This is a genomic window from Acinetobacter chengduensis, from assembly GCF_003664645.1.
Classification (GTDB): domain Bacteria; phylum Pseudomonadota; class Gammaproteobacteria; order Pseudomonadales; family Moraxellaceae; genus Acinetobacter; species Acinetobacter chengduensis.
The window spans coordinates 160,392-185,257 of the sequence record NZ_RCHC01000001.1; the positions used below are offsets into that span (position 1 = coordinate 160,392).

The following is a 24,866-nucleotide window of genomic DNA, read 5'->3' on the forward strand; positions in this document are numbered from 1 at the left end:
TTATTTAAGTTGAAAATCGAATGGTTGTTCCACACGTGTTGGATATGCCACACCATTTTCAATATATTTGGTGAGTTGAGCCCGTTTAACTGCCGCCGTTACTTTACGGTTTACAGCTGGGCTACAGCTCGAATTCCTCGCATCTGCAGAAATGACTTTACCTTGTTCATTGGCTGAAATAGCAACCACTAATGAACATGAGTCTTTTAACTCCCCGCCCTCAAAGCTCACTTTCGGTGAACGTAACCATGATACACCGCCACCTAAAGAAACACTTTTTGGTGCAGGTGGAGATGGCGGTGCTGGAGGCGCAGGCGGTGCCGGAGGCGCAACTGGAGCAGGCGTAGGTACAGGTGTTTTTGTTTCTGACACGACTGTGCTAACGACTGGCGTTGGCTTCACTGGAGTTTCTACTGGTTTTACAACTGGTTTTGGTGTTTCAGCCTTTTTCACCTGTTGTACTTTTTCAACTTTTTTTGGCGGTGGTGGTAAAGGCTTGTCTACAATTTTAACTTCTTTCGGCTTTGGCGGCTCTTTTTTAGGCTCTGGCTTCGGCTTAGGAGGCAACGGTTTAGGTGCTTCCTGAAGTTTCACAAAACGGACTTTTAACGGTTCTTTATCAATGGGTTTTAATTCTGGGGTTTTCATTTGACCCACAGCCCACAACACTCCTGCGTGCCCAATAACCACTGCAACAAGCGCAGTAAGGACTTTCTTTTTCATCGCATTCGGATCTGGCATCATCGGAGTAGAAGAAGGAGTCATTAAAATCAATATACCTTAAACAAGTGACTGCGCTTAAAATGAAAATTGCAATCAAACTCATCGGTTCGAACAATTAAAGTGGCATAATGATAAATGAGAAGTGTTTTCATTTGCAACTATTAATTCGGTTATTTTTATGGCTTTTTTGAATAATGAATAAGCTCAAAACAAAAAAGGCATACTTAAAGTATGCCTTTTTTAAACGCTATATTCAAAGCATTATTGGAATACAACTGTTTTATTGCCATGCACAATAATACGATCTTCCAAGTGCCATTTTACAGCGCGTGCAAGTACATTTCGCTCAACATCTTGACCTAATTCACGTAGTTGCTCTACGGTAAAGTCATGATTCACACGCTCAACATCTTGCTCGATGATTGGACCTTGGTCCAAATCAGCAGTCACATAATGTGCTGTTGCACCAATTAATTTCACACCTTTTTCATACGCTTGTTTGTATGGGTTTGCGCCCACAAATGCTGGTAAGAACGAATGGTGAATATTGATGATTTTCATTTCCCATTTTTGTACAAATTCTTCATCCAGAATTTGCATATAACGCGCTAAAACAAGTAAATCATTGCCTTGCATCAGCTCATCAATTTGCGCATAGGCTTCACGTTTGTTTTCTTTATTCACAGGAACAACTTCAAACGGAATACCAAAGTTTTCGACTGCTTCACGTAAAGAGTCATGGTTAGACACTACTTTGGTAATTTCACATGGCAAACCGCCACGTGCATGACGCCATAAAAGTTCAAGTAATGCATGGTCAACTTTTGAAACCAAAATACCCACTTTCTTCACATCACTTACTAAGGCTAAGCGCCAGTGCATTTCATAACGCGCAGCCACGTTATTATCAAATGTCTGTAATAAGTTATCTTTACGGCTTTGTAAATTATCAAGCTCAAATTCAACACGCATGAAATAACGTCCGCCTTGAGCTTCCGTTGCGTATTGATCAAGTGCGGTAATATTTGCTCCATGATGATACAAAAAGCTCGATACAGCTTGCACAATACCTGGCTTATCTTCACAGGTAATGAGCAAGCGCGCAGTATTTGCAGTCGACATATTCATTTTGGTGTGTATCGCTAAAATCAATTAATAAAATTAAGCCGAGTATTCTAACGCGTTTTAAAGACAGACTAAATAGGTAGCATCGAACATTCCATCTGTTCGAATAGACCGTCTAGTTTTTATGCAGATAAACTTGCTAGTTTAAGTACAGCTAAAAAATAAAAAACACGCCTTTGTCGTCACACAAAAGCATGTTGATTTTAACCCAATAGACTGATTTAAGCTTATTTCGCTTCTGTAGTTGTAGGTATTGAGGCAGCTAAACTTTCAAAAAGCTCTGAATCCCCCATAGTCTCCAGTAAGTGCTCATAAGTCTGACGACTTTCACCACGTAAGTACGCACCTTCCAAGAACACCATTTGGCGCAGTGCCTGCCAAACCCATTTCTCTTCCAAATGATTTGAGTCAGTAATATGACCTGACATATACAGAAAGTTAGTCCAGTTCGTCAGTACAATCCACAGGTTAATGATTAAGGCCTCAATTTCTGAGTCCGTCATTTCCATTAGGCCTGCATTTACAAAGGCTTTATAAATTTTTTGCCCTTGTTGCATGACCTGTCCAGCAAAGCGCGGATACATCTTGCGAAAATCTTCATTGTTTTCAACCAAATGATAAACATCACGATGTAAAAAGCGATACGCCCAAAGTTGGCTACTTAACACTTGAAAATAACGAATTTTATCGTTGGCATCAAGAGCACGTTCTTCAGGTAACGCAAGCATTTCTAGCGTTTCCTTTTGATACTGCTCCATCAATTCTTTAATAATTTCGCTTTTATTGCGAAAATGATAATACAAATTACCTGGGCTCATCCCAAGTTCAGCTGCAATATGGTTGGTCGTAACCGAACGTTCGCCACGTTCATTAAACAACTGCAAACTCAGCTGTAAAATACGTTCTTTGGTTTTCAACGTTTTTGTTTGGGACATCCTAAAACAACCATAAATTCAATGTATTAATTTCATAACACATAAAGTAACTTGACTATTTAGAGCATTTACTCTAAAAATTTAATAAATCGCTCTTTGAAAATGGTCGTGCGACATGAATAGTCAAACTAAAACAACATCAATGACACCTCATTCTCTTGATACCCAGCATCTTGAAAATATGTTGGCGCAACAAAAAAATGCATATTTGCGTTACCCGTTGCCTACAGCAAAAGAACGCATCGACCGTTTGGCTCGTCTTAAGCGTATCTTAGTTAAGTATCAAGATCAATTTGCTGAAGCAATTAATCAAGACTATGGCAACCGTTCGATCAGTGAAACCAAAATTGGTGAACTGCTCACTTGCTTAGAACATATTAAATATTACAGCAAAAATTTAACGGGTTGGATGAAACCGTCTAAGCGTCATATTGGCATCATCCATCAGCCCGCAAAAGGCTGGGTACAATACCAGCCACTAGGTGTGGTCGGTATTATTACGCCTTGGAATTATCCTCTTCTTTTATCCATAGGGCCACTCATTTGTGCATTGGCTGCTGGTAACCACGCCATGATCAAAATTTCCAGTGCATCGGCAAATTTTGGTTTTGTGTTAGAAAAAGCCTTAGCAGAAGCCTTCCCACAAGAGTTGGTTGCTGTAGTCAATGGCGGTGGCGCAATTTCAGATGCTTTTAGTCATTTGGCTTTTGACAAAATGATTTTCACAGGTTCAACCAATGTCGGTAAAACCGTAATGGCAGCGGCAGCTGAAAACTTAGTGCCAGTTATTTTAGAACTGGGTGGTAAATCCCCTGTGCTGGTTCACCCGTCAATCGATTTACAAGACGTGGCTGAACGTTTAGCTGTGGGTAAACTTTGGAATGCAGGTCAAACCTGTGTTGCACCGGACTATCTATTTTTACCACGAGGCAAAACAGCAGAGTTTATTGACCGCTTTAAAGCCTGTGCTGAAAACATGTATCCGCATTTTGCCGATAACCAAGACTACACTTCAATTATTAATGATAAACAGTACAACCGCTTGCAAGGCTACTTAGATGATGCCAAAGCATCGGGTGCTCAAATCATTGAAATCAACTCTAAACATGAAAATGTGGCTAGTGTGCGTAAAATTGCACCAACTTTGCTGACTGGGGTAAGCCCAGATATGCAAATTATGCAGCATGAAATCTTTGGTCCGATTCTTCCAATCATGGAATATGATCAAATTGACGATGTTATTGAGTTTATTAATAGCCGTCCGCGTCCACTTGCTTTATACTACTTCGACTTTGATCAGGCGCGTGCTGACTATGTCGCACAGCGTACTCATTCAGGGCATTTTGGACAAAACACGGTTTTAACCCATGTTGCGCAAGACGATTTACCATTTGGTGGCGTTGGTGCATCAGGTATGGGGAAATACCATGGTCCGGAAGGTTTCTTTAGTTTGTCGCATGAACGGTCCGTGATGTCGAATCCAAAGCTGTACAGCTTGAAATTCATTCTCCCACCATTCAATAAGCCGATCCACAAGCTAATTTCGAAGACTCTTCTTCGCTAACTGATCAAGGCATGAGCTATCGCACATAGTCATGCCGTGTTTTATTGAAAATCGCTTGTCTTTTAAGCGTATTTTTGATATAAAACGCCCCTTGAATGATTTCATCCGTTTACTTTTTATGACTAGGCGCACAATCGGTGCTGTCTAGCAATGGAGTTCACCATGTCTAAGGTTTGCCAAGTTACCGGCAAGCGTCCAGTCGTTGGCAACAACGTCTCGCACGCCAATAACAAAACCAAACGCCGGTTCGAGCCGAACCTGCACCACCACCGTTTCTGGTTAGAAAGCGAAAAACGTTTCGTACGTCTTCGTCTAACCACTAAAGGTATGCGTATTATCGACAAATTGGGTATCGAGAAGGTTGTTGCTGACCTACGTGCTCAAGGTCAAAAGATCTAAGGAGTCTGAACCATGCGTGATAAAATTCGCTTAGTTTCTTCTGCTGGTACTGGTTATTTCTATACCACAACTAAGAACAAACGTACTATGCCGGAAAAAATGGAAATCAAAAAATTTGATCCAAAAATCCGTCAACACGTAATCTTCAAAGAAGCTAAAATTAAATAATTTTAGATTCTAAAAAAAGCGGCCTTATGGCCGTTTTTTTTGCATTTTTTTTATTCGACTTGCTACACTTTAAGCATAATTGGCATTTCTTATGCTTTGTATTTCTCTCATACATACTGACTTCAGGAGGTTTTAGTGCCACATGATGTAGAACTTATTATCCTACTTGCAGTCGGGTTTGGTGTTGCGTTGTTTTTTGGTTATATCGCCGCACGTTTACGCCTTCCCCCACTTATTGGCTATTTAGTCGCGGGCATTATCATTAGCCCAAACACCCCAGGTGTTGTCGGTGATATTCATTTGGCCAATCAGCTGGCCGAGCTTGGTGTCATGTTCCTCATGTTTGGGGTTGGCATGCACTTTTCACTCAATGACTTAATGCAAGTTCGACGTATTGCCCTCCCAGGCGCAGTTTTACAAATTGCTGTAGCCACACTCTTAGGTGTTGGTATTTCTATGCTCTGGGGCTGGAATTTTGGTTCTGCACTCATTTTTGGTTTAAGCCTCTCTTGTGCTAGTACGGTTGTGTTGCTCAAAGCACTCGGTGATCGAGGTTTGCTTGAATCGGTCAATGGTAAAATTGCAGTAGGCTGGCTGTTGGTCGAAGACTTAGTCATGGTGCTTGCCTTAGTCCTTTTACCCGCAACTGCGGTGTTATTGGGTGGCCAAGCGATTGAAGGCGCCAATGCAGACGATAGTATCTGGTTTACTCTAGGTATTACCCTACTCAAAGTTGCTGGCTTTATTGCCTTTATGCTTATTGTAGGTAAGCGTTTAGTGCCTAAAATTATGCAAATTGTGGCACGTCTTGGCTCTCGTGAACTCTTTACCTTAACTGTTGTAGCAGCAGCGGTATCTATTGCCTTTGGCGCCTATAAAATCTTTGGCGTTTCCATGGCCTTGGGGGCATTCTTCGCAGGGATGGTGGTAAAAGAATCTGACTTTAGTCATCGTGCCGAAGAAGAAACCCTGCCTTTACGTGAAATTTTTGCCATCCTGTTCTTTGTTTCAGTTGGTATGCTGTTTGACCCACGCATTTTGCTCGAACAGCCACTACATGTATTGGCCGTGGTTGGTATTATCATGATAGGTAAAACCATTGCGGCTATGGCCTTGGTGTTATTCTTCCGCTATCCATTAAATACAGCTCTGACTGTCGGTGCGAGTTTGGCACAAATTGGCGAATTCTCCTTTATTTTGGCTGCACTTGGGGTTTCACTGAAGTTGCTTTCGATTGAAGGTCAAAACTTAATTTTGGCTGGTGCACTCATCTCCATTACCCTAAACTCCTTTGTATTTTCAGCCGTTGAACCCTTACAAAGATGGATTCGTGAGCGCTCGTCTTTGGCTCGCTTACTTGAGCGCAGTGGTGACCCCTTGGCTATGCTTCCAGACGAAGTCTCACAAGACTACCTACGCGATCAGGTAGTGATTGTCGGCCACGGTGAAGTTGGCCGTCGTATTACACGCACGCTCATGGAACAAAATATTAAGGTCGTGATCGCAGAAGAAAATCGTGAGATTGTAGAAAACTTACGAGAAAAAGGCATCGCTGCTGTTTCTGGTATGGCGACTGAACCAAGCGTACTCATTCAAGCTCACATTCAACATGCACGCTTATTGGTGCTGTCCCCTATGGATATTTTAGACATTCATAAAATTGTGGATATTGCCAAAACTTTGAATCCACAAATTCAGGTCTTGGTCTGTGCCGAAAGTAAGCAAGAAGCGGAAGTGATTCGCAACGACAATATTGGCGAAGTGTATTTTGCCAAAGAGGAAATGGCGAAAAATATGAGCAATCATATTTTAAATCAAATCCAAATTGCGCATCATGAAGCCCCAACACACTAGCCTGACTAGGCTGTAAAAAACGCACGCTTCTGTGCGTTTTTTATTTTCCATTTTTCAACACGCGCTAGTCAAAACAAATCAAAACCGATAAGCTTCAAATACTTAATAAGACATATTTAAATATAATTTTTTTCGAGGGCAATATGCATTCAAAAGGCACACTCACCACATGGAAAGACGAGCAAGGCTTTGGGTTTGCAACAACAGAACATCAAGCCGATAAAGTCTTTGTGCATATTAAAAACTTTAGCTATAAAACACGGCGCCCATGCGAAGGCGATCAACTGGTCTATGACATTAAAATGGATGCCAATCAGCGCCCTCAAGCCGTCAATATTCAATTTTTACATGACTTTGAACGAAAAAAATTACGCAATCAACGTCATCACCAAGCTGAAGAAGGCAAGCAATTGCTGTCTAAAATAGCAGCCTATCCATTTATTTTAGTGTTATTGGCCTTATGTTTTTGGGGGAAAATCAGTATTTGGGTTATTGGCTACTATACTGTGCTGAGCCTACTGACCTTCTTTTTGTATTGGAAAGATAAAAATGCAGCGCAAAACAATCAACGTCGTACACCAGAAAAAACGCTTCATCAATGGAGCTTTTTGGGAGGCTGGATTGGCGCACTGATTGCTCAATTGAGCTTACGCCATAAATCACAAAAGAAAGAATTTCGTGAAACCTTTTGGCTTACTGTGTTTGGAAATATTGTGCTGTTTGCGCTATTTGTCTATTTCACTTGGCAAACACCACTTTAAAGTAAACTGAATACAGACACGCATAAAAAACGCACCACAAGGTGCGTTTTAATTTTTAAATCATTAACTCATATATTGTGGTTTTTCATCCACAACATCTGCTTGCCATTCATTAACTTGTTTTTCTAGCAAACCATAGAGTGCAGCCTGAATCATCTGCTGCGCAATCGCAGGTGTTTGATCCCCAAGTAAGGCTCGAACTTCTTCATTAAATTGAATTGTCACCAAAGGCTCTTGCTCTGAACCTGCATTACGCAAGGCCAGCTCACCACCTTCAAGTTGCACAAGTTCTAAAATTGCGTCTTGATTTCCAAATAATTCTTTCAACTGTTCTATAGACATATATCCTCCATGCACAACATGGTGGCAAAGGCAGTTGCACTTTGCTCGGCTTAGATGATTAATATCGGGTTGAAATGGGTAATTTCAAGTAGTGCGCATTAAATCAAATTAGAACTCGACCATTTCATTACGAAAACCATCAATCAACTGTGTCAACTCACGATGCCATTCCCGTAAGATTTTAGTATCTGGCAACCATGCTTGAGGCGACTGCGTCACTTTAATAATTAAATTTGACGAGGTTTCTGCCTCAGGTTCAGGTGCACTAGGTTCTGGCGCATACTGACACATCCGATAAGCACACTTTAATTCAGCAATAAATCCATCCTTGGCCAATTTTTGCATGACGGATATTTCAGGAGACACCTGACCTTTAGCCGCCATGTGCTCTTCTACAGATTTTAAAGTTGGACTCAAGTCATTTAAACGATAATAACGCACCAGCTCCTGTAAGAATGCCAATACCGCACCGTGTAAGTGAAATACCGCAGCCTCTCGATGTGCTTGTGCTTGCTGAACATGATCTATTTGCTCAGCTTGCTGACAAGCCAGTCGGGCAAAATAGAGTTTTTGATTGGTGCGGTCGGCATGGAAACGGGCTACACGAGACATAAGGATGATTTCCTGAGCTTTGACAAATTTTGGCCCTTATAAAGTAATTCCGACAGATGCTTTTTACAATCAGATTTGCTTAAGCTTCACAATTATTTTGAGATTCCGTATATAAAAAATTAATTTTTCTGATATATCACATTGAGAATAGTAATTGATTTTTCACATATTTAAGCTTGCTGGTCAATACATGCAGGCGTATGATTTGCGCAAAATTATCTAATAATGATAATTATTTACATTTTTATTATTGATTATGACCGGGGTTTATCATGTTTTCACGTTCAACTTTAGCCATCTGCCTTGGGCTAATTAGCTTACAAACCTTTGCTAATACGCCTAACGAAACCTCTTCGCAACGCTTAGAAACCATCGTTGTGACGGCAGCTTTAGCTGAACAAAATATTGAAAAAGCACCTGCTTCAATCAGTGTAGTGACTGCAGAAGATATTGAACGTAATGCTGCGACTAGTATTGCAGAAGTGCTACAACAAGAAGCTGGCTTGATTAACTACAGCACTGGTCAAGATAAAGTGATTATCCGAGGTATGCGTGATACATCAGGGTCATACACTTTAATTCTGCTCAATGGCAAGCGCATGTCATCAAATACGGCTATGTGGCGAGGCAACGATTTCGACTGGAGCGCTATTCCTTTAAACAGCATTGAGCGCATTGAAGTGATCCGTGGTCCAATGTCGTCATTGTATGGCTCAGAAGCCATGGGTGGCGTGATCAACATCATCACCAAAAACGGGAAAACAGGTGAAGTTGAAGGCTCTGTTTTTGCTCAATACAACCGTGTAGATAGTGGTGAAGGTAAAAACCAAACCCGCTATGGCTTTAATCTACGTGGCGGTTTAACCGACGATTTAAGTTTTAACTTATCTGGTGATACTTACCACCGTGATGCATGGTATTTAGAAAATGCCCAAGGCGCACGTGAAGCGTATTTCATGGAAAAGGAAACTCAGAATATTGCAGCTAACCTGAACTGGGATGTCACAGCCAATCAAAGTTTAGATTTAGATTTGGCCTATAACCATGACGAACGTCCATTTTTATATGATAGCCCTACCACTTATGCAGAAATGGAAATGGAACGTTGGAATGTCGGCCTGACCCATCGTGGCGATTGGAACTGGGGTAAAACAGAAGTTTACATCGGCAAAGAAAACAGTGACATTTTTGACAATGACTCTGAATACGATGCGCCCCAAGCACGTAACTATAAGCAAGAGAATCTCATCGGCCGTGCATTTACGAACTTTGACTGGCTCATGAACAACACAACTGCGGGTGTCGACTATAAAGATCAAAAAATTTCAGACACAGCAGGCTATGAAAGTGGTGGCAGTCAGCAAAAAAGCTATGGTGTATTCGTGCAAAATGCCACAGATTTGACAGACAAACTAACCTTAACTTTGGGCGGGCGATATGATGACTTTGATAATTTTGAAGGGAAAATGACGGGCAAAGCTTACCTTGCTTATGAATTTGCCGACGGAATTGTACTGAAAGGTGGCTGGGGCCAAGCCTATAAAGCGCCATCACCTTACCACTTAAACAAAGATTACAGCATGATCAGTTGCCGAGGCAGTTGTTATGTTGAAGGTAATCCGAATCTAAAAGCAGAAGAAAGCAATAACTATGAAATTTCATTTATCATGAATCAAGATAAATGGAATTTTGGCTTAACTGCATTTAAAAATGATGTCGACAACTTAATTGAAGTTATCCAAAAGACAACCATCGACCCGAATCGCCCATTGCATAAACGCTCTTGGAACAACATTGCCAAAGCCGAATTGAAAGGCGCAGAGTTGACATTAGGCTATCATTTCAGTGATCAGCTTTCAGTGAAAAGTAATACTGCATACCTTGAAGCCAAAGATGCAAAAAATAATGTCGATTTGACTGAACGTCCAGAATGGACCAGTAACTTGATTCTAAACTGGGAGCCTGTAGATAACTTCCGTATTGCAGCAGATGCCAACTACATTGGTAAGCAAACGATCAACTCATCTACAGGTAAAAAACTAGATGCTTACACCACTTACAATCTCGGTTTTTCTTCAGACTTAACATCGAACTTAAAACTTGATTATGGTGTGAAAAACTTAACTGATGTGAATTTAGAAGATGAAGATTCAGACTTCAATACTAAACTCTATGGTCGTAACTACTTTGCTAAACTGACTTATAGCTTCTAATCAGGCAAAATACCCCTATATAAAAAATGAGCGCTAAAGCGCTCATTTTTTATAACTGCAATTCAAGATTCAGCCTGTAAATTTTACGTTTTGCTGGTATAATTAACTGCTGCTGAATCGGTCTAACATTCTCTAGAACCCAAGCAAAATAGCCTTCGGCCCAATAACTTGCACATGCCGCTTCAAATTCATCTTCACGCCAAGGATGTACATCCATCACATCGACCAATGCAACTGCACGACCGACGGACTCGTCACCATCGTGATTTAAATATTGGACATTTTCAACGATCAATAAATCTTTGAGTGGCCACTCAGGTGGTTGCCAAGTCCGAATCTCAAGCGTCTTCATACCTTGTGCAATACGCTCACCAGCTGGACTAACAATGGATAAAGCCACGTAGGTTTTTAACATGAGATTTCGCATCACTCAGCCATAAAATAATCCAATAAAAAGGGAGCTTTATCGCTCCCCTTTTATTATTTCTGTGCCGGTTTATCTTCTACAGATTTAACGCGGATACCCATACCTTTCACTTTGAGCGTATTTAAGCCTTTAATCGCTTTAATTGCTTCACGGCCATTTGGCATTTCTACAAAACCAAAACCTTTCGATTTGCCTGTTTCAGCATCCATTACAACTACTGCTGATTCAACCTTACCAAAAGGTTTAAACAATTCCAGTAATTCAGCTTCTGTTACCGAGCGCTCTAAGTTACGTACTAAAATATTCATTCAATTTTCCAAATAGGCAGCGTTCTCAAAAAGCATTTGCCTATGGTTGCTTTTTGAACTTGCGTGCTCAATCACGTCAATGTGCTATTTTAATCGAGATCGATGCCAAAATCTAAATTAATCGACTTCCGCTCAATTAAAGCTGTTTTTACCGTTTGTTCACGTTGTTTATAATGCGTTTCCAGCGTACACAAATTTCGGGTGAGATCATTCAAAAAGTAGCTTTGTACTTTACGCCCTTGCTCGTCCACCGTTTCACGCGCCCAATGACTTAAGTTTTGCTTGGTTAAAATCAATTCGTTTTGTGCGCGAGTTAAAGCCACATACAGTACACGTCGCTCTTCCTCTACGGCGTCAAAATCCCCGGATGCACGTGAATTTGGATATTGCCCAGGACTGACATTGGCCACATAACAGACTTTTTGCTCGGTGCCTTTGGCAGAATGAATGGTAATTAATGTGACGACATCAGTATCAGATTGGCGTTCTATTTCTGAAATAGACACAGGATCTAATACATAAGCTTCTAAAAATTCTGCCAATTGATCATGCTTAGAAGCCAATTGTTTGACCAACTCAAAATCACCTTGGCGACGTGACCAGTCCTTTTTATAATTCTCAGCCAACTGTGTTTCAATCGCTTGAATTGCTAAGCTCACACATTCTTTGACATGACCTTTTAGCACAGACATTTGCTTCATTATCAAGATGGCTTCAGCAGGCACCTTGCCAAATTTCTCTAATTGCTTGGCGATACCATCCATATCATGCTCAAGTAATAATTGCTGTGAAAGCTTACTTGCTCCGACATCGCCTACACCATTCCACAAAGTTAAAAAGCGCATCCAAGCAATATCATCTAATGGATTCGACATGAGGCGCAGTAAGCTCATCAGATCTTTGACATGTGCTGTTTCTAGCAGTTTCATGCCCCCAATAAAACGGTATGGAACATTGGCTGCAATACAGGCCGCTTCAATACTGCGGGCCGCAAAGCTCGAACGAACCAAAACCATGTGATCTGACCATTTATTGCCTTGCAAATAATGTCGCTCTTTAATATCAATGGCAATCCATTTGGCTTCATCAAACTCATTCGGGAAAATATGCATTTTGGGTTTAATGCCTTCCCCACGATGTGCATCGAGTCGCTTGTCGTATTTAATTTCTGATTCATCTAATAACCAATTGGATAAATCTAAAATCTCTTGGGTAGAACGATAGTTTTTTTCGAGTTTAAATATTTCTGCATTGGGTACTCGCTCTTTAAAATGATGAATATTTTCAAAGTCCGCACCACGAAAACCATAAATTGATTGTGCATCATCTCCCACACAAAATAGCCCTACGCGCTCTTTCAATGGCTCTAACAGCGCCCATTGCAATGGATTGGTGTCCTGCATTTCATCAACCAACATATAACGGCAGATTGATGCTACATAATCCACCAAACCATCAGACTCAGCCAAAGCTTTCGCAACGATTGCTAAAATATCGTCGTAATCTAAAAATGCGCGTGCACGTTTGCGGACTTCATATTCTTTCATAATGTCTGCAATTTGGTCTTTAAGTGCCATGTGCTCAGGCATTTGTTTTTCTAAAGCATCACTGAGTTTTTGGCGGGTATTACACGCATAAGAATATAAATCGCATAGTTCAGCTGGCTTGGGTAAAAAGTTAGGATTCTTTTTATCATCACGTCCACGAATCAGGCGGAACATCATGTTCTGATCGTCACGATCAATAATTGAAAACTGCTCTAAACCAAATGCTTTAGGAATACGGCGCAGTAAATACATACAAAAGGTATGAAACGTTGAAGCACGTAAACCCTGTGCTTGATCCCCCAATGCCAATTCAACGCGTGCCACAATTTCACTGGCTGCACGGCGGGTAAAGGTCAAAATTTGAATTTGATTGGCAGGTACGCCTTGATCGATTAAGTATGCTGCTCGCGCTACGATAGTTTTGGTCTTACCACAACCTGCACCTGCCAAAACCAAACTATGCTGGGTTGCTGTAGTTGCGGCTTGTTTTTGTTGAAGGTTTAATTCATCAATCAGGTTGGCTAAACTCATGGTGTCTCATCGTACATATTGAAGATATAGTTTAACAGAGGCACCTACCAAAACTTGAATAATTCAAATTTATTCATTTTGAGCTTTCCAACCATATCTTGGAAATCAGAAATTATCTGTAGACTTCTAATATTTTTGTCAGACTTTTCCTGAATATCTTTGAGCAAAATATCGTATTGATTTATTACTAATCTAGCAGCCTCTTTTTGCTTCATGGTTAACAAATCTCTAGTTACTAGCCATATTCGATTTAATTCTTTTTCCTCATGCCCCTGTATATATTTTTCGTCCCAGTGAATACTTCTTAAAACTTTCAAAATTTCTCTTTTACTTTCTTGGAAAGCTGTATATTTAGCACCAATTATCGCTGTATAAAGTCCCGAAATAATCCCAGATACAACCCCTGTGACTAAGCTCGATAATATGTCAATCATTTAAATATCTACCACTTTTTATGATTTTCCAAAAAATAGATACACGATAGCGACATGGATGTCGCTTTTTGCGCTGAGGTATATGGATATACCTTCAGCGCAATTAAAGATTTTTGTTACTTTTGATCTTTCAAAAGTAAAGTGAATAGAGCAACAGATTCCTCTAAGTTTTTTTCAGCATTGCCCAAAGCATCTTCCAAGGAAAAATTGGGAGGATTAATCCCAACAATTTGCGTAAACCCTAAATCGTAAAGTTCAGCAATTCCCTCACCCAGCACACCAGCAAAAGCAATTACAGGCTTATTGAAATGCTTCGCCACCTGTGCCACACCATACGGCGTTTTACCTAACTTGGTTTGATGATCAATTTTACCTTCACCTGTCAGTACATAATCTGCCTGAGCAATTTTTTGCACCAGTTGAGTCTGCTCAATCATCAGCTCTACACCAGATTGAATAGATGCACCTGCAAAAGCCATAAGACCAAAACCGAGTCCACCTGCAGCGCCTGCACCTTTAACATCACTTAAAGTACAACCTAATGTCGCTTCAACAACATCAGCATAGTGGCTGAGGTTCTGGTCTAGCTGTTGTACCATCTCCTGTGTCGCACCTTTTTGAGGAGCAAAGATATAGGATGCGCCATTTGCACCACACAGCGGGTTATTGACATCACTGGCAATAATGATTTCAGCCTGTGCTAAACGCGGATCGAGTTGGGTAACATTGACCTGTACAATTTGATGTAGATTTCCGCCACAGACATCAATTTCTTCACCTTGATGATTTGAAAATCGAACCCCGAGTGCCTGTGCCATACCTGCACCACCATCATTGGTTACACTCCCGCCTAAGCCAATGATCATTTTATTTACGCCTAAGTCTAAAGCTACCTTAATCATTTCTCCCGTACCATAGGTCGATGTCAGTAAAGGATTTCGAGCAGTCGGTGTCAAAAGATGAATACCATTGGCTTTTGCCATTTCAATGACTGCTGTTTTCCCACCATCGATAAGGCCTAAATACGTATGAATACATTGATTGGGCAAAGGGCCTCTCACGGCTATTGCAAATTTTTTCCCCTGGCAAACACTAAGTAATGCATCCACAGTACCTTCACCACCATCGGCCATTGGAACAGCGATAACATGCACATGTGGCATGACGTTTAAGATGGCACGTTGCATCGCATCACACGCTTGCTGTGCACTCATACTTTCTTTAAATGAATCAGGAGCAAGAACAAAAGTGGTCATCTACATGCTCAAAATATACCTTGTCCTAAACCATAACCGTTTTAAAATAATAGGTATATCTAAATATCAAAAAGGCTAGAAATGTCTCGAATTAACTTAGGTCAGTCTGCGCCTGAACTGTATAAAAAAGTTGCTGAACTCGATGCGTTGGTCATGCAAAAAATCCAAGAAGCACAGCTGAATGAAGGCTTTGCACATTTACTCAAGCTACGTGCCTCGCAAATTAACCAATGTGCGTTTTGTATTCGCCTGCATAGTCAAGATGCGCTCAAAAGTGGAGAAAGTCTTGAGCGTATTACTTTGCTCAATGCATGGCGCGAGACTGAATATTATGATCAAGCAGAGCAAGCAGCCTTAAGCTTAATAGAGGCAATCACCCAAATCTCTGCTGATCAGGTGCCCGATGCTGTGTATGAAGATGCCTTACCTTTTCTCACTGATGCACAAATTAGTGCCATTGAATGGTTAGCAATCGTGATTAATACATGGAATCGAATTGCAATCAGTAGTCGCTATCAGGTCAAACCTTAATTTTAAGCTAAACAAAAAAGAGCGCTAAAGCGCTCTTTTCATTGGATATGCACATGGCATAACCATGGCAATATCAGCTTATTTATATTCCATATCCGATGCTGGATTCTTTTTCTCCTTCGCATCTTGCGAACGAAGATACCCCCAGCAAAACAAAGCAATACTCCCTAAGATCACACTCATACCAGCATCTAAAGCAATGCCTTTTTCTTTCAGCTCCTGTAGCAGAAAATAGAGAATGCTACCAAGCGATAAGACTAAAAAAGCAATTTTTTCAATTCGGTTCATCATTGGCCTTCTCATCATTTAGCCCTAAGATTAGGGTCCACTTATTGTCCATCAGCCGAGCTCTTGGGAACTTCACGGCGGATATAAGAGGCTAAAGTCAGGTAGTTAATGCCTTGGAATAAAATATCCACAGCTAAAAATAATCCCAATACCCAAAATGGCGCATCAGGAGACATCAAAATAATAATACCAGTCACTAAAGTGAGTAGGCCTGAGAATAAAGTCCATCCCCAACCTTGAAAGGCACGAAATAATACAGCATTAAAGACACGAATCACGCCTGCAACAATTAACACTATAGCCAGAAGATTGGTCAATATGATGGCGGTTTTTACAGGCGTGCTAAATGCATAATAACCTGCGACCACGTATAACACCCCAAATAGTGCCCAAAGCCAGCGAAAGCCACCCTCAAAAATTTTAAAAGCGGCTACAAAATGAAGCAGACCGCCAATCATCATGAGTACCCCAAAAATGAACACGACAGACAGTGTCGCAAAGGGTAAAGAAGCCAATAAAACAACACCAAAAAGGGTCAGTAAAATACCCAAACCTAAGTACCATTTACGATTTTCATGTAGTTGATGGCGAACTAAATCATTTCCTACTGTTCTCATATTCTTCTCAAGTCAGATGGTTTTACTTAGTTGTAGCACGTTCTGATCACAAGCTAAAGACTAAAAGCTATACACAGCTTTAACCTATTTGTAGCCAATAACTGTGGATAAATTTTGAGTTATCCATAACTAAGGTTTAAGCCAACCGACTTCTTTTGCCGTTTGTGCATTAATGCGTGTTTGCGTTAGGCGCTCTGGCATTTTACTTTGTGTCGCAGAAACAGGAATATGGCCTGCCATTAATTCAGCCTTTGCCTGCGGATAGAGGGGCAATTGATCTGGATCAGCATAACCATCAGGATAAATCGGTTGACCTGTAGTTAAATCATATTTATCCGTCGCGCCAAAGGCATGTAAAAGCTCATGCACCAATACCACCTTGTTTTGCTCACTTTGCTTTTTAGATGCAAATAGATTGACTGAACCAATACGTCCATTTTCCAGTGCCGTAGAGTGCTTCAATTCCCGTGTTTTGGCAGGATCATAATAATTTAAATACAACGTTAAACTGGTTGGGCCATCGCTCTTTTGTTGCTGTTGCCATGCATAAAAACGAAATTTTAAACTCCACAACATCACATTCCAAATATTGGCTTGATCTGGTACTTTGGGTGGAAGTTGTTGTATTTGACGACCTACGCGATAATAGAAATAGGTCGGTTTTCCACGAAATTGCTGCGCATAATTTTGTAAATACTGCTGTGCGCCATCAAAATCTCGCTGTGAAAGTTGTTGTATATAATTTTGGGTATTCGCTAGACCATCAGCATTAATCGGATGAAGCAACACAAAAACAGGTTGATTCCAATCTTGGTTTTTATCTTTCCATGCATTTATAGCCACAATCAGGAGCACGACAAGCAAGCACAGAATTCTTATTTTTTTCCACATAGCAGAGGCTCAATGTATTTTGATTTTTAGCAAATCCGAGGGTTTTCTATAAATAAAGTTGTCCCACAAATATTGATAAAGCAAACGTTGACCACCAAATTCAGCCATCTCGAGCGCCTCTGCTAAACTGTACCAGCCATATTCTGTATGTTCATGATTTAAAATAATCTCTTGCTGTGGCTCACAATACACCACAAAGGCAGGAATCATCTCAATCACATTTGAACTGGCTTCATAAAATTGTTCCAAATAGTCTGCACTATATAAAATCTGTACCTGAACGCCTGTTTCTTCACGCACCTCGCGTACAATAGCCTGAATGGCTGTTTCGCCCTGTTCGATTTTGCCTGCCACATGACTCCAAAACAGTTCTTTCACACGCTTCATCAGCAATATTTTTACTTGTCCGTCCTGTTTTGAAAGCAAGACAGCAGACACAATCACGGATCGAATTGGAATCATTAGGCTAGTGCCTTTCATATCATCAAGATGTTCATAGTATAAAAAATGCCGGCTATCGCCAGCATTTTTTACATCTTAAAATTTACGCTTCTGTCCACTTACCATCTTGGTAAACCAATGACCATTTGGTTTGTTTACCTTCAGCAGTTTCCGAACCCACATATTGTGCTTGGTTCTTACGGCTAAATTTCACCAATGTCGGGTTACCCTCAGGGTCAACATCTGGTGCTTGCAAAATAAATTGATATTTTGGATCAAGCTGGTCTGCCACACTTCGTAGTTCAGATACTTTCGGCGCACGTGTTTCACGAATTTTCGGAAACTTGCTTGCTGCCAAGAACAAACCTGCTGCACCATCACGAAGTACAAAGAAGTCATCGTGTTTTACAGAACGAAGATGTTCCATCTTAATTGGATCTACGCGCGGTGGTGCAGGTTGGCCACTCTTTAGTACTTTACGGGTGTTGTCACAGCTCGTACACGCGAAATAAGGGCCAAAACGACCTGTTTTCAGTTGCATCTCGCCATCACATTTGTCACATGGAATGGTTGGGCCATCATAACCCTTAATTTTGAACTCACCTTCTTCAAGCTCAAAACCATTACAGTCTGGGTTATTACCACAAATATGTAACTTACGACCGCCGTCAATCACATAGCTGTCCATCGCAGTTTCACAGATTGGACAACGCTTTTTCGACATTAAATCTGCAGTTTCCGCCGCATCATCATCAGATAATGCTGCTAAAGATTCGACAGGTGTTAGGTTTAATGTGCCCTTGCAACGCTCTTTCGGTGGCAAGTTATAACCTGAACATCCTAAAAATACGCCTGTTGTTCCTGTACGAATCTGCATTGGGCGTTCACATTCTTTACAGTGAACAGCTTCAACTTCTACAGGAAGATTACGGCGCATACCGTTCTCACCTTGCGCATTGGTCAAACGTGTTTTGAAATCGCCATAAAAGCTATTCAGTAACTCTTTCCAATTACGCTCACCATCAGCAACTTTATCCAGCTGACCTTCTAAGTCTGCGGTAAAGTCATAGTTCATCAGGTTATTAAAACTTTCATCCAAACGATCTGTCACGATCTCACCCATCTTCTCTGCAAAGAGACGACGGTTTTCAAGTTTCACATAACCACGATCTTGAATAGTTGAAATAATTGCCGCATAAGTCGATGGACGACCAATGCCTTTTTTCTCTAATTCTTTCACCAATGAGGCTTCGGTAAAGCGTGCTGGTGGCTTAGTAAAGTGCTGTGATGGATCTAATTTTTCCAATTTCAGCACTTCACCCACTTTCACAGCAGGCAATAACACATCATCATCAGACTTGTTTTGACCACGTACTTTGGTGAAACCATCAAACACTAAGGTACGACCTTTAGCCTTGAGTTCTACACCATTGGCATCCACTAAAATAGTCGATGACAAATATTCAGCAGGTGTCATTTGGCAAGCCACAAACTGACGCCAAATTAGGTCATATAAACGCTGTGCATCGCGTTCTACGCCCACCAAGCTATCGCCTTTTAAACCGACAGTTGAAGGACGAATCGCTTCATGGGCTTCTTGCGCACCCGCTTTGTTGCCATAACGGTTTGGCTTCGCAGGTAAATACTTTTCACCAAACTCAGACTCAATATGACCACGGACCATATTGACCGCATCATCACTCAAGAACGTTGAGTCTGTACGCATGTAGGTAATAAAACCTGCCTCATACAAACGCTGTGCAAGCATCATGGTTTTCTTTACAGAAAAACCTAAACGTGTACTGGCCGCTTGTTGCAAGGTCGATGTGATATACGGCGCACTTGGATTAACCTTGGTTGGCTTATCTTCACGTGCAGAAACTGTATAGTTGGCATCTTTAATCAGACTTAATAAAGCATCTGTTTGCGCTTTGTTCTGTAGTTTTAAGGTTTTGCCATTTTGCTTTACAGCTTCTAAGCGAATGTCATCTTTAGCAGATTTAGTATCTGCAAAAACTTGCCAATATTCTTCTGGAATAAACGCACGGATATCTCGTTCACGCTCCACCACAAGCTTTACAGCCACAGACTGTACACGACCTGCCGATAAACCACGGGCAATTTTTTCCCACAGTAATGGCGAAATCATAAAGCCAACAACACGGTCTAAAAAGCGACGTGCTTGCTGTGCATTGACTTTATTCGTATCTAAGCGCGATGGATGCTTAAAGGCTTCTTGGATGGCATTTTTGGTAATTTCGTTAAATACTACACGTTGATAACGTGAGTCATCACCACCAATCACTTCTTTTAAATGCCAAGCAATCGCTTCCCCTTCACGGTCCAAGTCCGTTGCGAGATAAACCTCGTCAACCTGCGAAGCAAGCTTTTTCAGTTCTGAAACGACATTTTCTTTACCTGGAAGCACTTCGTAATGTGCTTTCCAATCATGTTCTGGGTCAACCCCCATACGATTAACCAAAGCATTTTGAGCTTTTTCAGCCTTCTGTTCATCGGTTAATTTGGTACGAGTTGCAGGTTTTTTTTCTGCAGTTTTGGCCGAACCACCTGTAGGTAAGTCACGCACGTGACCCACAGATGATTTAACAATGTAATCCGAACCTAAATATTTATTGATTGTTTTCGCTTTTGCAGGCGACTCCACAATCACCAAGGCACGCTTCTTACCAGCTTCGGGAGATTGCGCTGTGCTGCTTTTTGATGTGGACCGAGGAGCGTTCGCCATAATTAACCATTAATCCTGTTTTATTTAAATAATTAAAGTTCAGCCAAAGAATGTAGATATGCTTTCATATCTTCAAGCTGTGTTGCTCTGAGGTCTGATTCTTCATCCCAGAATATACCCACACAGTTTGCCTGCATATCAATAGCATAAATGCCCTTTAATGCAACGGGTAAATCCTTAAACTTGTCGTCGCCATACACCAATTCTAGCTTTTGATCGACTACACGGGCACGCATGAGGGGCAAACGTGCATCTGGAATTAAAACACTGTAGTACGCCACCATGCTGGCACGCTTTTCAGATGCCATTGGGATTTTTGTCCATTCTGGTGCAGCCACCAAACGCGGGTGCAAAGACATTTTTCGCGCCTTGTCACGCATAATGCCCAAAGCCTTTTCACGAGGATTGACCCGAAGTCCAAAAATAGACCCTAACACAAACACAACAATGAAGACTGTAATCCAAATACCAGTATTTTCCATAGCACAACCTTTACGTTCCTTTATTAGAGTTGCACAAGCACAATATAAAAGGCAAGATCAAAATAATTAATGCTCAGCATATTTGTTCATTTTCGATAAAATGAATCCTTTGATTTGCACGGCTTTTGTGCCATTTAACCTTTTCTATAAGACCAAGCGCTCTAAAAAGGGTCTGTACTCTACAAAGCTGGCCTATGTTAAAACAAGCTTTTATCGCCTTTCTGTGACAATCGCGTAAAGCACCGATGATTTATTCAGCAGCTCAAACAGCACCTTAAAGTTCAGGCACAAAAAAAGGCGATTTGAAAAAACCGCCTTTGGCATAAATGACTGTTAATTTAAGAACATTTCATGGCTATAAATCACTTCATGACCATTCCAATAAATATAGCCTTTATCTAATAATTCTTTGAGCAATAAACGAATATCAGACTGCGGAAACATTTCACTTAATACATCACGAAGTTCATAAATATCTTTAGGTTTTTGTGCATTTAAAAGATGAAGCTTTTTGATCACTTCCAACTGCACAGGATCAACTTGCGCGAAGTTACGATATAAATCGAATACTTGCGTATTAGAATCACCTATAGATTGTTCTTCACCAGCAGATTTATTCAACTGGGCCATAGCCTCAGTTAAATTGGCGACAGGTGTAGCAGATTCAGTTTGCTCTAAATCCAGTTTGAGCCATTGTTTCAAAATCTTTTTACGGAAATTCACCTGCGTATCATAGCGCTTGACAATTTTTAGGTTAATTAACATGCCCACCAAATGTTGCGCTTTTTCAGGTACGACTTGCAGGATGTTTTCTACAGAATTACGTAGTGCTTCAACTGTATTCGGCTTACCAGTCATTTTACCTAAAGCATCGCAATACTTTTTCACCAATTGCAAATGTGGCTTCGCCTTAATGGTGCTCACACTAGGCAAATGATGCTGTTGGCTGTTATCGGTCGGTGCTTCTTCTTGAATTTGAATTAGGCTACATGAAATATCTGCATTACTCAGCATATCTAAGAGCATTTCGCTACTGTCCATGGCAGAGATAATTTCGATATGACTGTCTGACTCAAGTAAAGCCATCAGTTGACCGACCACAACGGCATACTCAAATTCTTTTTCTGTCGAATTTGGCGTATCCAGAATGATAATCTTCCCACTGCTCACCCAACTTGAAAATTCTGTTAAATCTTCCAATGAATATTCAAAATATCCTGTGCAATTCAATAGATATAAAACAGGGTAGTGTTCAATAATATCGCGCAACAGGCTAGCCGTTGGCATATTATTTTCTAAATCAAGCAGTACGGCTTTGGAACTCATAATCAGAAAAATCGTGCAGGAATTTTATTCAGATGCGCATTACAGCGGGACACACGGCAAAGGTCAAGCAATCTTACTTAGGAATTGTAAATCATCATGAATTTAGGCAATGCCAGTACCGTTAAACAACATAGATTTGATATTTAACAATGTGCATTAAGGCATTAATAATGCGGTGGGCGGTTGGTCATTGGATCGAAGGCTGCAATTCCTTCCGATAAATCTGCCGATTCAATACGGCTATATAAAAGCTTCATTTGTTTTTGCAAATCAGCAATTTCCAAGTTTTGTTTCGCCACTTGATCATTTAATTGATCAACTAAATCATCTAAAAATGCAATTCGGACTTGCAAATCTTCAATGGGTGCGGAAAATGACGCCTGATCATTTAAATTTTGTTGTTTAGTCATTTAAAGTCCTCATTTGGGATTTCAGGAAACATTATGGCCTATATTACCCTAAGGGATGTCCAACTTGCGTTTGGTGGACCTGCCTTGCTCGACGGCGCAAATTTCAGTTTAGAACGTGGCGAACGAGTGTGTTTGATCGGCCGTAATGGTGAAGGTAAGTCTACCTTACTTAAACTGATTGACGGAAGCTTGTTACCCGATAATGGTGAAGTGTCACTTCAAAATGGCATTACCATTTCCATGCTTGCCCAAGATGTGCCAATGGATTCTGGCAAAGTGGCCGATATTGTGGCTGACGGTGTCGGTGAAGTAGCACAAGTGCTACGTGACTATCATGCTGCCAGTGATGCTTGTGTGTTAGGTGATATGGATGCCTGTGAACGCATGGGTAATCTACAACACCAAATGGATCAGCTAGATGGTTGGACACTTGAGACCAAAGTCAATTCAATTTTAAGCAAAATGGGCTTAGACCCTGAAGCCGATCTTGCCGATTTATCAGGTGGTCGTAAGCGTCGTGTATTGCTGGCACGTGCACTACTCATGCAACCAGATGTACTTTTACTGGACGAACCAACAAACCATTTGGACGTTGAAAGTATTGAATGGTTAGAAAAATTCCTACTCGATCAAAATAACTTAACTTTGCTATTCATTTCGCATGACCGTTCATTTGTAGACAACATTGCAACACGTATTGTAGAGCTTGATCGCGGTGTACTACGTAGCTATGAAGGTAACTATTCACGTTACTTAGACCTAAAAGCACAGCAAATGGAAGCTGAAGAAAAGCAAAATGCGCTGTTCGACAAACGCCTAGCTGAAGAAGAAGTCTGGATTCGTCAGGGGATTAAAGCGCGTCGTACGCGTAATGAAGGCCGTGTTCGCGCTTTAAAAGAACTTCGTGAGCAATCAAAAGCACGTCGTTCGCAACAAGGTAAAGTGGCGATGGCGACGCAAGAAGCGAGTCGCTCAGGCAAAGTAGTATTTGAAATTGAAAACTTAAGCGTAAGCTTTGGTGACAGTGCACCAATCATCAAAGATTTCTCTGCTTTGGTATTGCGTGGCGACCGCATTGGCTTAGTCGGTGATAATGGTGTAGGTAAAACCACACTGATTAAAGCTATTTTAGGCGAGCAAGAACACACGGGCAAAGTGAAAACAGGTACGCAACTTGAAGTTGCGTACTTCGACCAGTTACGTAATGCACTCGATCTTGAAAAATCAGTGAAAGATAACGTGTCTGAAGGTTCAGATCACGTTGATGTTAATGGTAGCCGTCGTCATATTTATAGCTACTTACAAGACTTTTTATTCTCTCCAGAACGTGCACGTACGCCGGTTAAAGCATTGTCTGGTGGTGAACGTAACCGTATTTTATTGGCTAAGCTACTCCTTAAACCATCAAACTTAATTGTGATGGATGAGCCAACCAACGACTTGGATATGGTAACGCTGGAGCTTCTTGAAGAAATGCTCGGCAACTACAAAGGCACCCTACTGCTAATTTCGCATGACCGTGCATTTATGGACAACGTTGTGACTTCAACTTGGGTCTTTGATGGTAAAGGTACCATTGATGAATACGTGGGCGGCTATCAAGATTATTTAGAGCAACGCCCAGACCAAACTGTAGTTGATCAAAAAAGTGCAGTGAAAAAAGCCGTAGCCAAAGCTGAAGCTGCTGCAACTGCTCCTGCAAAAAAAGTGAAGCTCAGTTATAAAGATCAACGTGAACTTGACCAATTACCCGCTGAAATTGAAGCCCTAGAGCAAGAGCAAGCAGGTCTTTCTAAACAACTTGCAGATGGCTCTTGGTTTATGAAAGATGCTGATGCCGCGACAAAAGCATCGCAGCGCTTGGCTGAAATTGATGATCTGATGTTGGAAAAAATGGAACGCTTAGAAGAATTGGAAAATATGACCAAATAATTC

26 protein-coding genes are annotated in these 24,866 nt (G+C 41.0%); 8 read left to right on the top strand and 18 right to left on the bottom strand.

Annotated elements, in window-relative coordinates; translation table 11 throughout:
* From D9K81_RS00725 to D9K81_RS00735, 3 genes are all read right to left on the bottom strand, one after another.
* Positions 1–765 (bottom strand): energy transducer TonB family protein, encoded by a 765-nt coding sequence (locus D9K81_RS00725; RefSeq protein ID WP_120374305.1) that lies wholly within the window; start codon positions 763–765, stop codon positions 1–3.
* Positions 766–984: 219 nt separating this feature from the next.
* Positions 985–1,851: a formyltetrahydrofolate deformylase gene (gene purU, locus D9K81_RS00730; protein ID WP_120374306.1), complete on the bottom strand. Its 867-nt coding sequence runs from the start codon at positions 1,849–1,851 to the stop codon at positions 985–987.
* A 224-nt stretch (positions 1,852–2,075) separates the two neighbouring features.
* Positions 2,076–2,783, bottom strand: coding sequence for a TetR/AcrR family transcriptional regulator (locus D9K81_RS00735; RefSeq protein WP_120374307.1), 708 nt, complete (start codon positions 2,781–2,783; stop codon positions 2,076–2,078).
* Positions 2,784–2,898: 115 nt separating this feature from the next.
* On the opposite strand from D9K81_RS00735, the gene D9K81_RS00740 reads away from it, so the two are divergent.
* The 5 genes from D9K81_RS00740 to D9K81_RS00760 all read left to right on the top strand — a co-directional run bounded on the left by D9K81_RS00740 (position 2,899) and on the right by D9K81_RS00760 (position 7,529).
* Entirely contained in the window at positions 2,899–4,347 is a 1,449-nt protein-coding gene (locus tag D9K81_RS00740) for a coniferyl aldehyde dehydrogenase (RefSeq protein WP_120374308.1), read from the top strand.
* 162 nt (positions 4,348–4,509) lie between these two features.
* Entirely contained in the window at positions 4,510–4,746 is a 237-nt protein-coding gene (rpmB, locus tag D9K81_RS00745; protein ID WP_000048256.1) for a 50S ribosomal protein L28, read from the top strand.
* Positions 4,747–4,758: 12 nt separating this feature from the next.
* Positions 4,759–4,914 (top strand): 50S ribosomal protein L33, encoded by a 156-nt coding sequence (gene rpmG, locus D9K81_RS00750; protein ID WP_001205031.1) that lies wholly within the window; start codon positions 4,759–4,761, stop codon positions 4,912–4,914.
* Between the two features lie 135 nt (positions 4,915–5,049).
* A complete protein-coding gene (locus D9K81_RS00755) occupies positions 5,050–6,768 on the top strand; it encodes a cation:proton antiporter (protein ID WP_120374309.1) in 1,719 nt (572 codons plus the stop codon).
* A gap of 143 nt (positions 6,769–6,911) precedes the next feature.
* On the top strand, positions 6,912–7,529 hold the full coding sequence (locus D9K81_RS00760; RefSeq protein ID WP_120374310.1) for a DUF1294 domain-containing protein: 618 nt from the start codon (positions 6,912–6,914) through the stop codon (positions 7,527–7,529).
* Between the two features lie 63 nt (positions 7,530–7,592).
* Here D9K81_RS00760 and D9K81_RS00765 read toward each other — a convergent pair whose 3' ends face one another.
* Positions 7,593–7,871, bottom strand: a complete 279-nt coding sequence (locus D9K81_RS00765) for a hypothetical protein (RefSeq protein ID WP_120374311.1) — start codon at positions 7,869–7,871, stop codon at positions 7,593–7,595.
* A gap of 108 nt (positions 7,872–7,979) precedes the next feature.
* Positions 7,980–8,483, bottom strand: coding sequence for a DUF6586 family protein (locus D9K81_RS00770; protein WP_120374312.1), 504 nt, complete (start codon positions 8,481–8,483; stop codon positions 7,980–7,982).
* Positions 8,484–8,755: 272 nt separating this feature from the next.
* On the opposite strand from D9K81_RS00770, the gene D9K81_RS00775 reads away from it, so the two are divergent.
* Positions 8,756–10,696 carry a TonB-dependent receptor plug domain-containing protein gene (locus tag D9K81_RS00775; protein ID WP_120374313.1) on the top strand — a complete coding sequence of 647 codons (1,941 nt, stop codon included), beginning with the start codon at positions 8,756–8,758 and terminating at the stop codon, positions 10,694–10,696.
* Between the two features lie 49 nt (positions 10,697–10,745).
* Here D9K81_RS00775 and D9K81_RS00780 read toward each other — a convergent pair whose 3' ends face one another.
* The 5 genes from D9K81_RS00780 to D9K81_RS00800 form a co-directional block, all read right to left on the bottom strand.
* Positions 10,746–11,111 (bottom strand): ASCH domain-containing protein, encoded by a 366-nt coding sequence (locus D9K81_RS00780; RefSeq protein ID WP_120374314.1) that lies wholly within the window; start codon positions 11,109–11,111, stop codon positions 10,746–10,748.
* Positions 11,112–11,176: 65 nt separating this feature from the next.
* The gene (locus D9K81_RS00785; RefSeq protein ID WP_120374315.1) at positions 11,177–11,431 is read right to left on the bottom strand and encodes an RNA recognition motif domain-containing protein; all 255 of its coding nucleotides are present in this window, start codon (positions 11,429–11,431) and stop codon (positions 11,177–11,179) included.
* 89 nt (positions 11,432–11,520) lie between these two features.
* Positions 11,521–13,509 carry an ATP-dependent helicase gene (locus tag D9K81_RS00790; protein ID WP_120374316.1) on the bottom strand — a complete coding sequence of 663 codons (1,989 nt, stop codon included), beginning with the start codon at positions 13,507–13,509 and terminating at the stop codon, positions 11,521–11,523.
* A 44-nt stretch (positions 13,510–13,553) separates the two neighbouring features.
* Positions 13,554–13,943 carry a hypothetical protein gene (locus D9K81_RS00795; RefSeq protein ID WP_120374317.1) on the bottom strand — a complete coding sequence of 130 codons (390 nt, stop codon included), beginning with the start codon at positions 13,941–13,943 and terminating at the stop codon, positions 13,554–13,556.
* Positions 13,944–14,059: 116 nt separating this feature from the next.
* Positions 14,060–15,199 (bottom strand): glycerate kinase, encoded by a 1,140-nt coding sequence (locus tag D9K81_RS00800; RefSeq protein WP_120375969.1) that lies wholly within the window; start codon positions 15,197–15,199, stop codon positions 14,060–14,062.
* Positions 15,200–15,280: 81 nt separating this feature from the next.
* Here D9K81_RS00800 and D9K81_RS00805 point away from each other — a divergent pair, with 81 nt between their 5' ends.
* The gene (locus D9K81_RS00805; protein WP_120375970.1) at positions 15,281–15,730 is read left to right on the top strand and encodes a carboxymuconolactone decarboxylase family protein; all 450 of its coding nucleotides are present in this window, start codon (positions 15,281–15,283) and stop codon (positions 15,728–15,730) included.
* A gap of 78 nt (positions 15,731–15,808) precedes the next feature.
* Here the strand turns inward: D9K81_RS00805 and D9K81_RS00810 are convergent, their stop codons facing one another.
* The 8 genes from D9K81_RS00810 to D9K81_RS00845 form a co-directional block, all read right to left on the bottom strand.
* Complete coding sequence (locus D9K81_RS00810) at positions 15,809–16,021, bottom strand: hypothetical protein (RefSeq protein WP_147395927.1); 213 nt, start codon at positions 16,019–16,021, stop codon at positions 15,809–15,811.
* Between the two features lie 38 nt (positions 16,022–16,059).
* The gene (locus D9K81_RS00815) at positions 16,060–16,635 is read right to left on the bottom strand and encodes an HdeD family acid-resistance protein (protein WP_120375972.1); all 576 of its coding nucleotides are present in this window, start codon (positions 16,633–16,635) and stop codon (positions 16,060–16,062) included.
* A gap of 129 nt (positions 16,636–16,764) precedes the next feature.
* Positions 16,765–17,526, bottom strand: coding sequence for a hypothetical protein (locus D9K81_RS00820; RefSeq protein ID WP_120375973.1), 762 nt, complete (start codon positions 17,524–17,526; stop codon positions 16,765–16,767).
* A 9-nt stretch (positions 17,527–17,535) separates the two neighbouring features.
* Positions 17,536–17,988 (bottom strand): NUDIX hydrolase, encoded by a 453-nt coding sequence (locus D9K81_RS00825; protein WP_120375974.1) that lies wholly within the window; start codon positions 17,986–17,988, stop codon positions 17,536–17,538.
* A gap of 82 nt (positions 17,989–18,070) precedes the next feature.
* Entirely contained in the window at positions 18,071–20,713 is a 2,643-nt protein-coding gene (gene topA / locus D9K81_RS00830; RefSeq protein ID WP_120375975.1) for a type I DNA topoisomerase, read from the bottom strand.
* 32 nt (positions 20,714–20,745) lie between these two features.
* A complete protein-coding gene (locus tag D9K81_RS00835; protein ID WP_106985398.1) occupies positions 20,746–21,195 on the bottom strand; it encodes a hypothetical protein in 450 nt (149 codons plus the stop codon).
* 333 nt (positions 21,196–21,528) lie between these two features.
* On the bottom strand, positions 21,529–22,521 hold the full coding sequence (locus D9K81_RS00840) for a hypothetical protein (protein WP_120375976.1): 993 nt from the start codon (positions 22,519–22,521) through the stop codon (positions 21,529–21,531).
* A 164-nt stretch (positions 22,522–22,685) separates the two neighbouring features.
* Positions 22,686–22,931: a SlyX family protein gene (locus tag D9K81_RS00845; RefSeq protein ID WP_120375977.1), complete on the bottom strand. Its 246-nt coding sequence runs from the start codon at positions 22,929–22,931 to the stop codon at positions 22,686–22,688.
* A 33-nt stretch (positions 22,932–22,964) separates the two neighbouring features.
* Here D9K81_RS00845 and D9K81_RS00850 point away from each other — a divergent pair, with 33 nt between their 5' ends.
* Positions 22,965–24,863: an ATP-binding cassette domain-containing protein gene (locus D9K81_RS00850; RefSeq protein WP_120375978.1), complete on the top strand. Its 1,899-nt coding sequence runs from the start codon at positions 22,965–22,967 to the stop codon at positions 24,861–24,863.
* Positions 24,864–24,866: the final 3 nt, after the last annotated feature.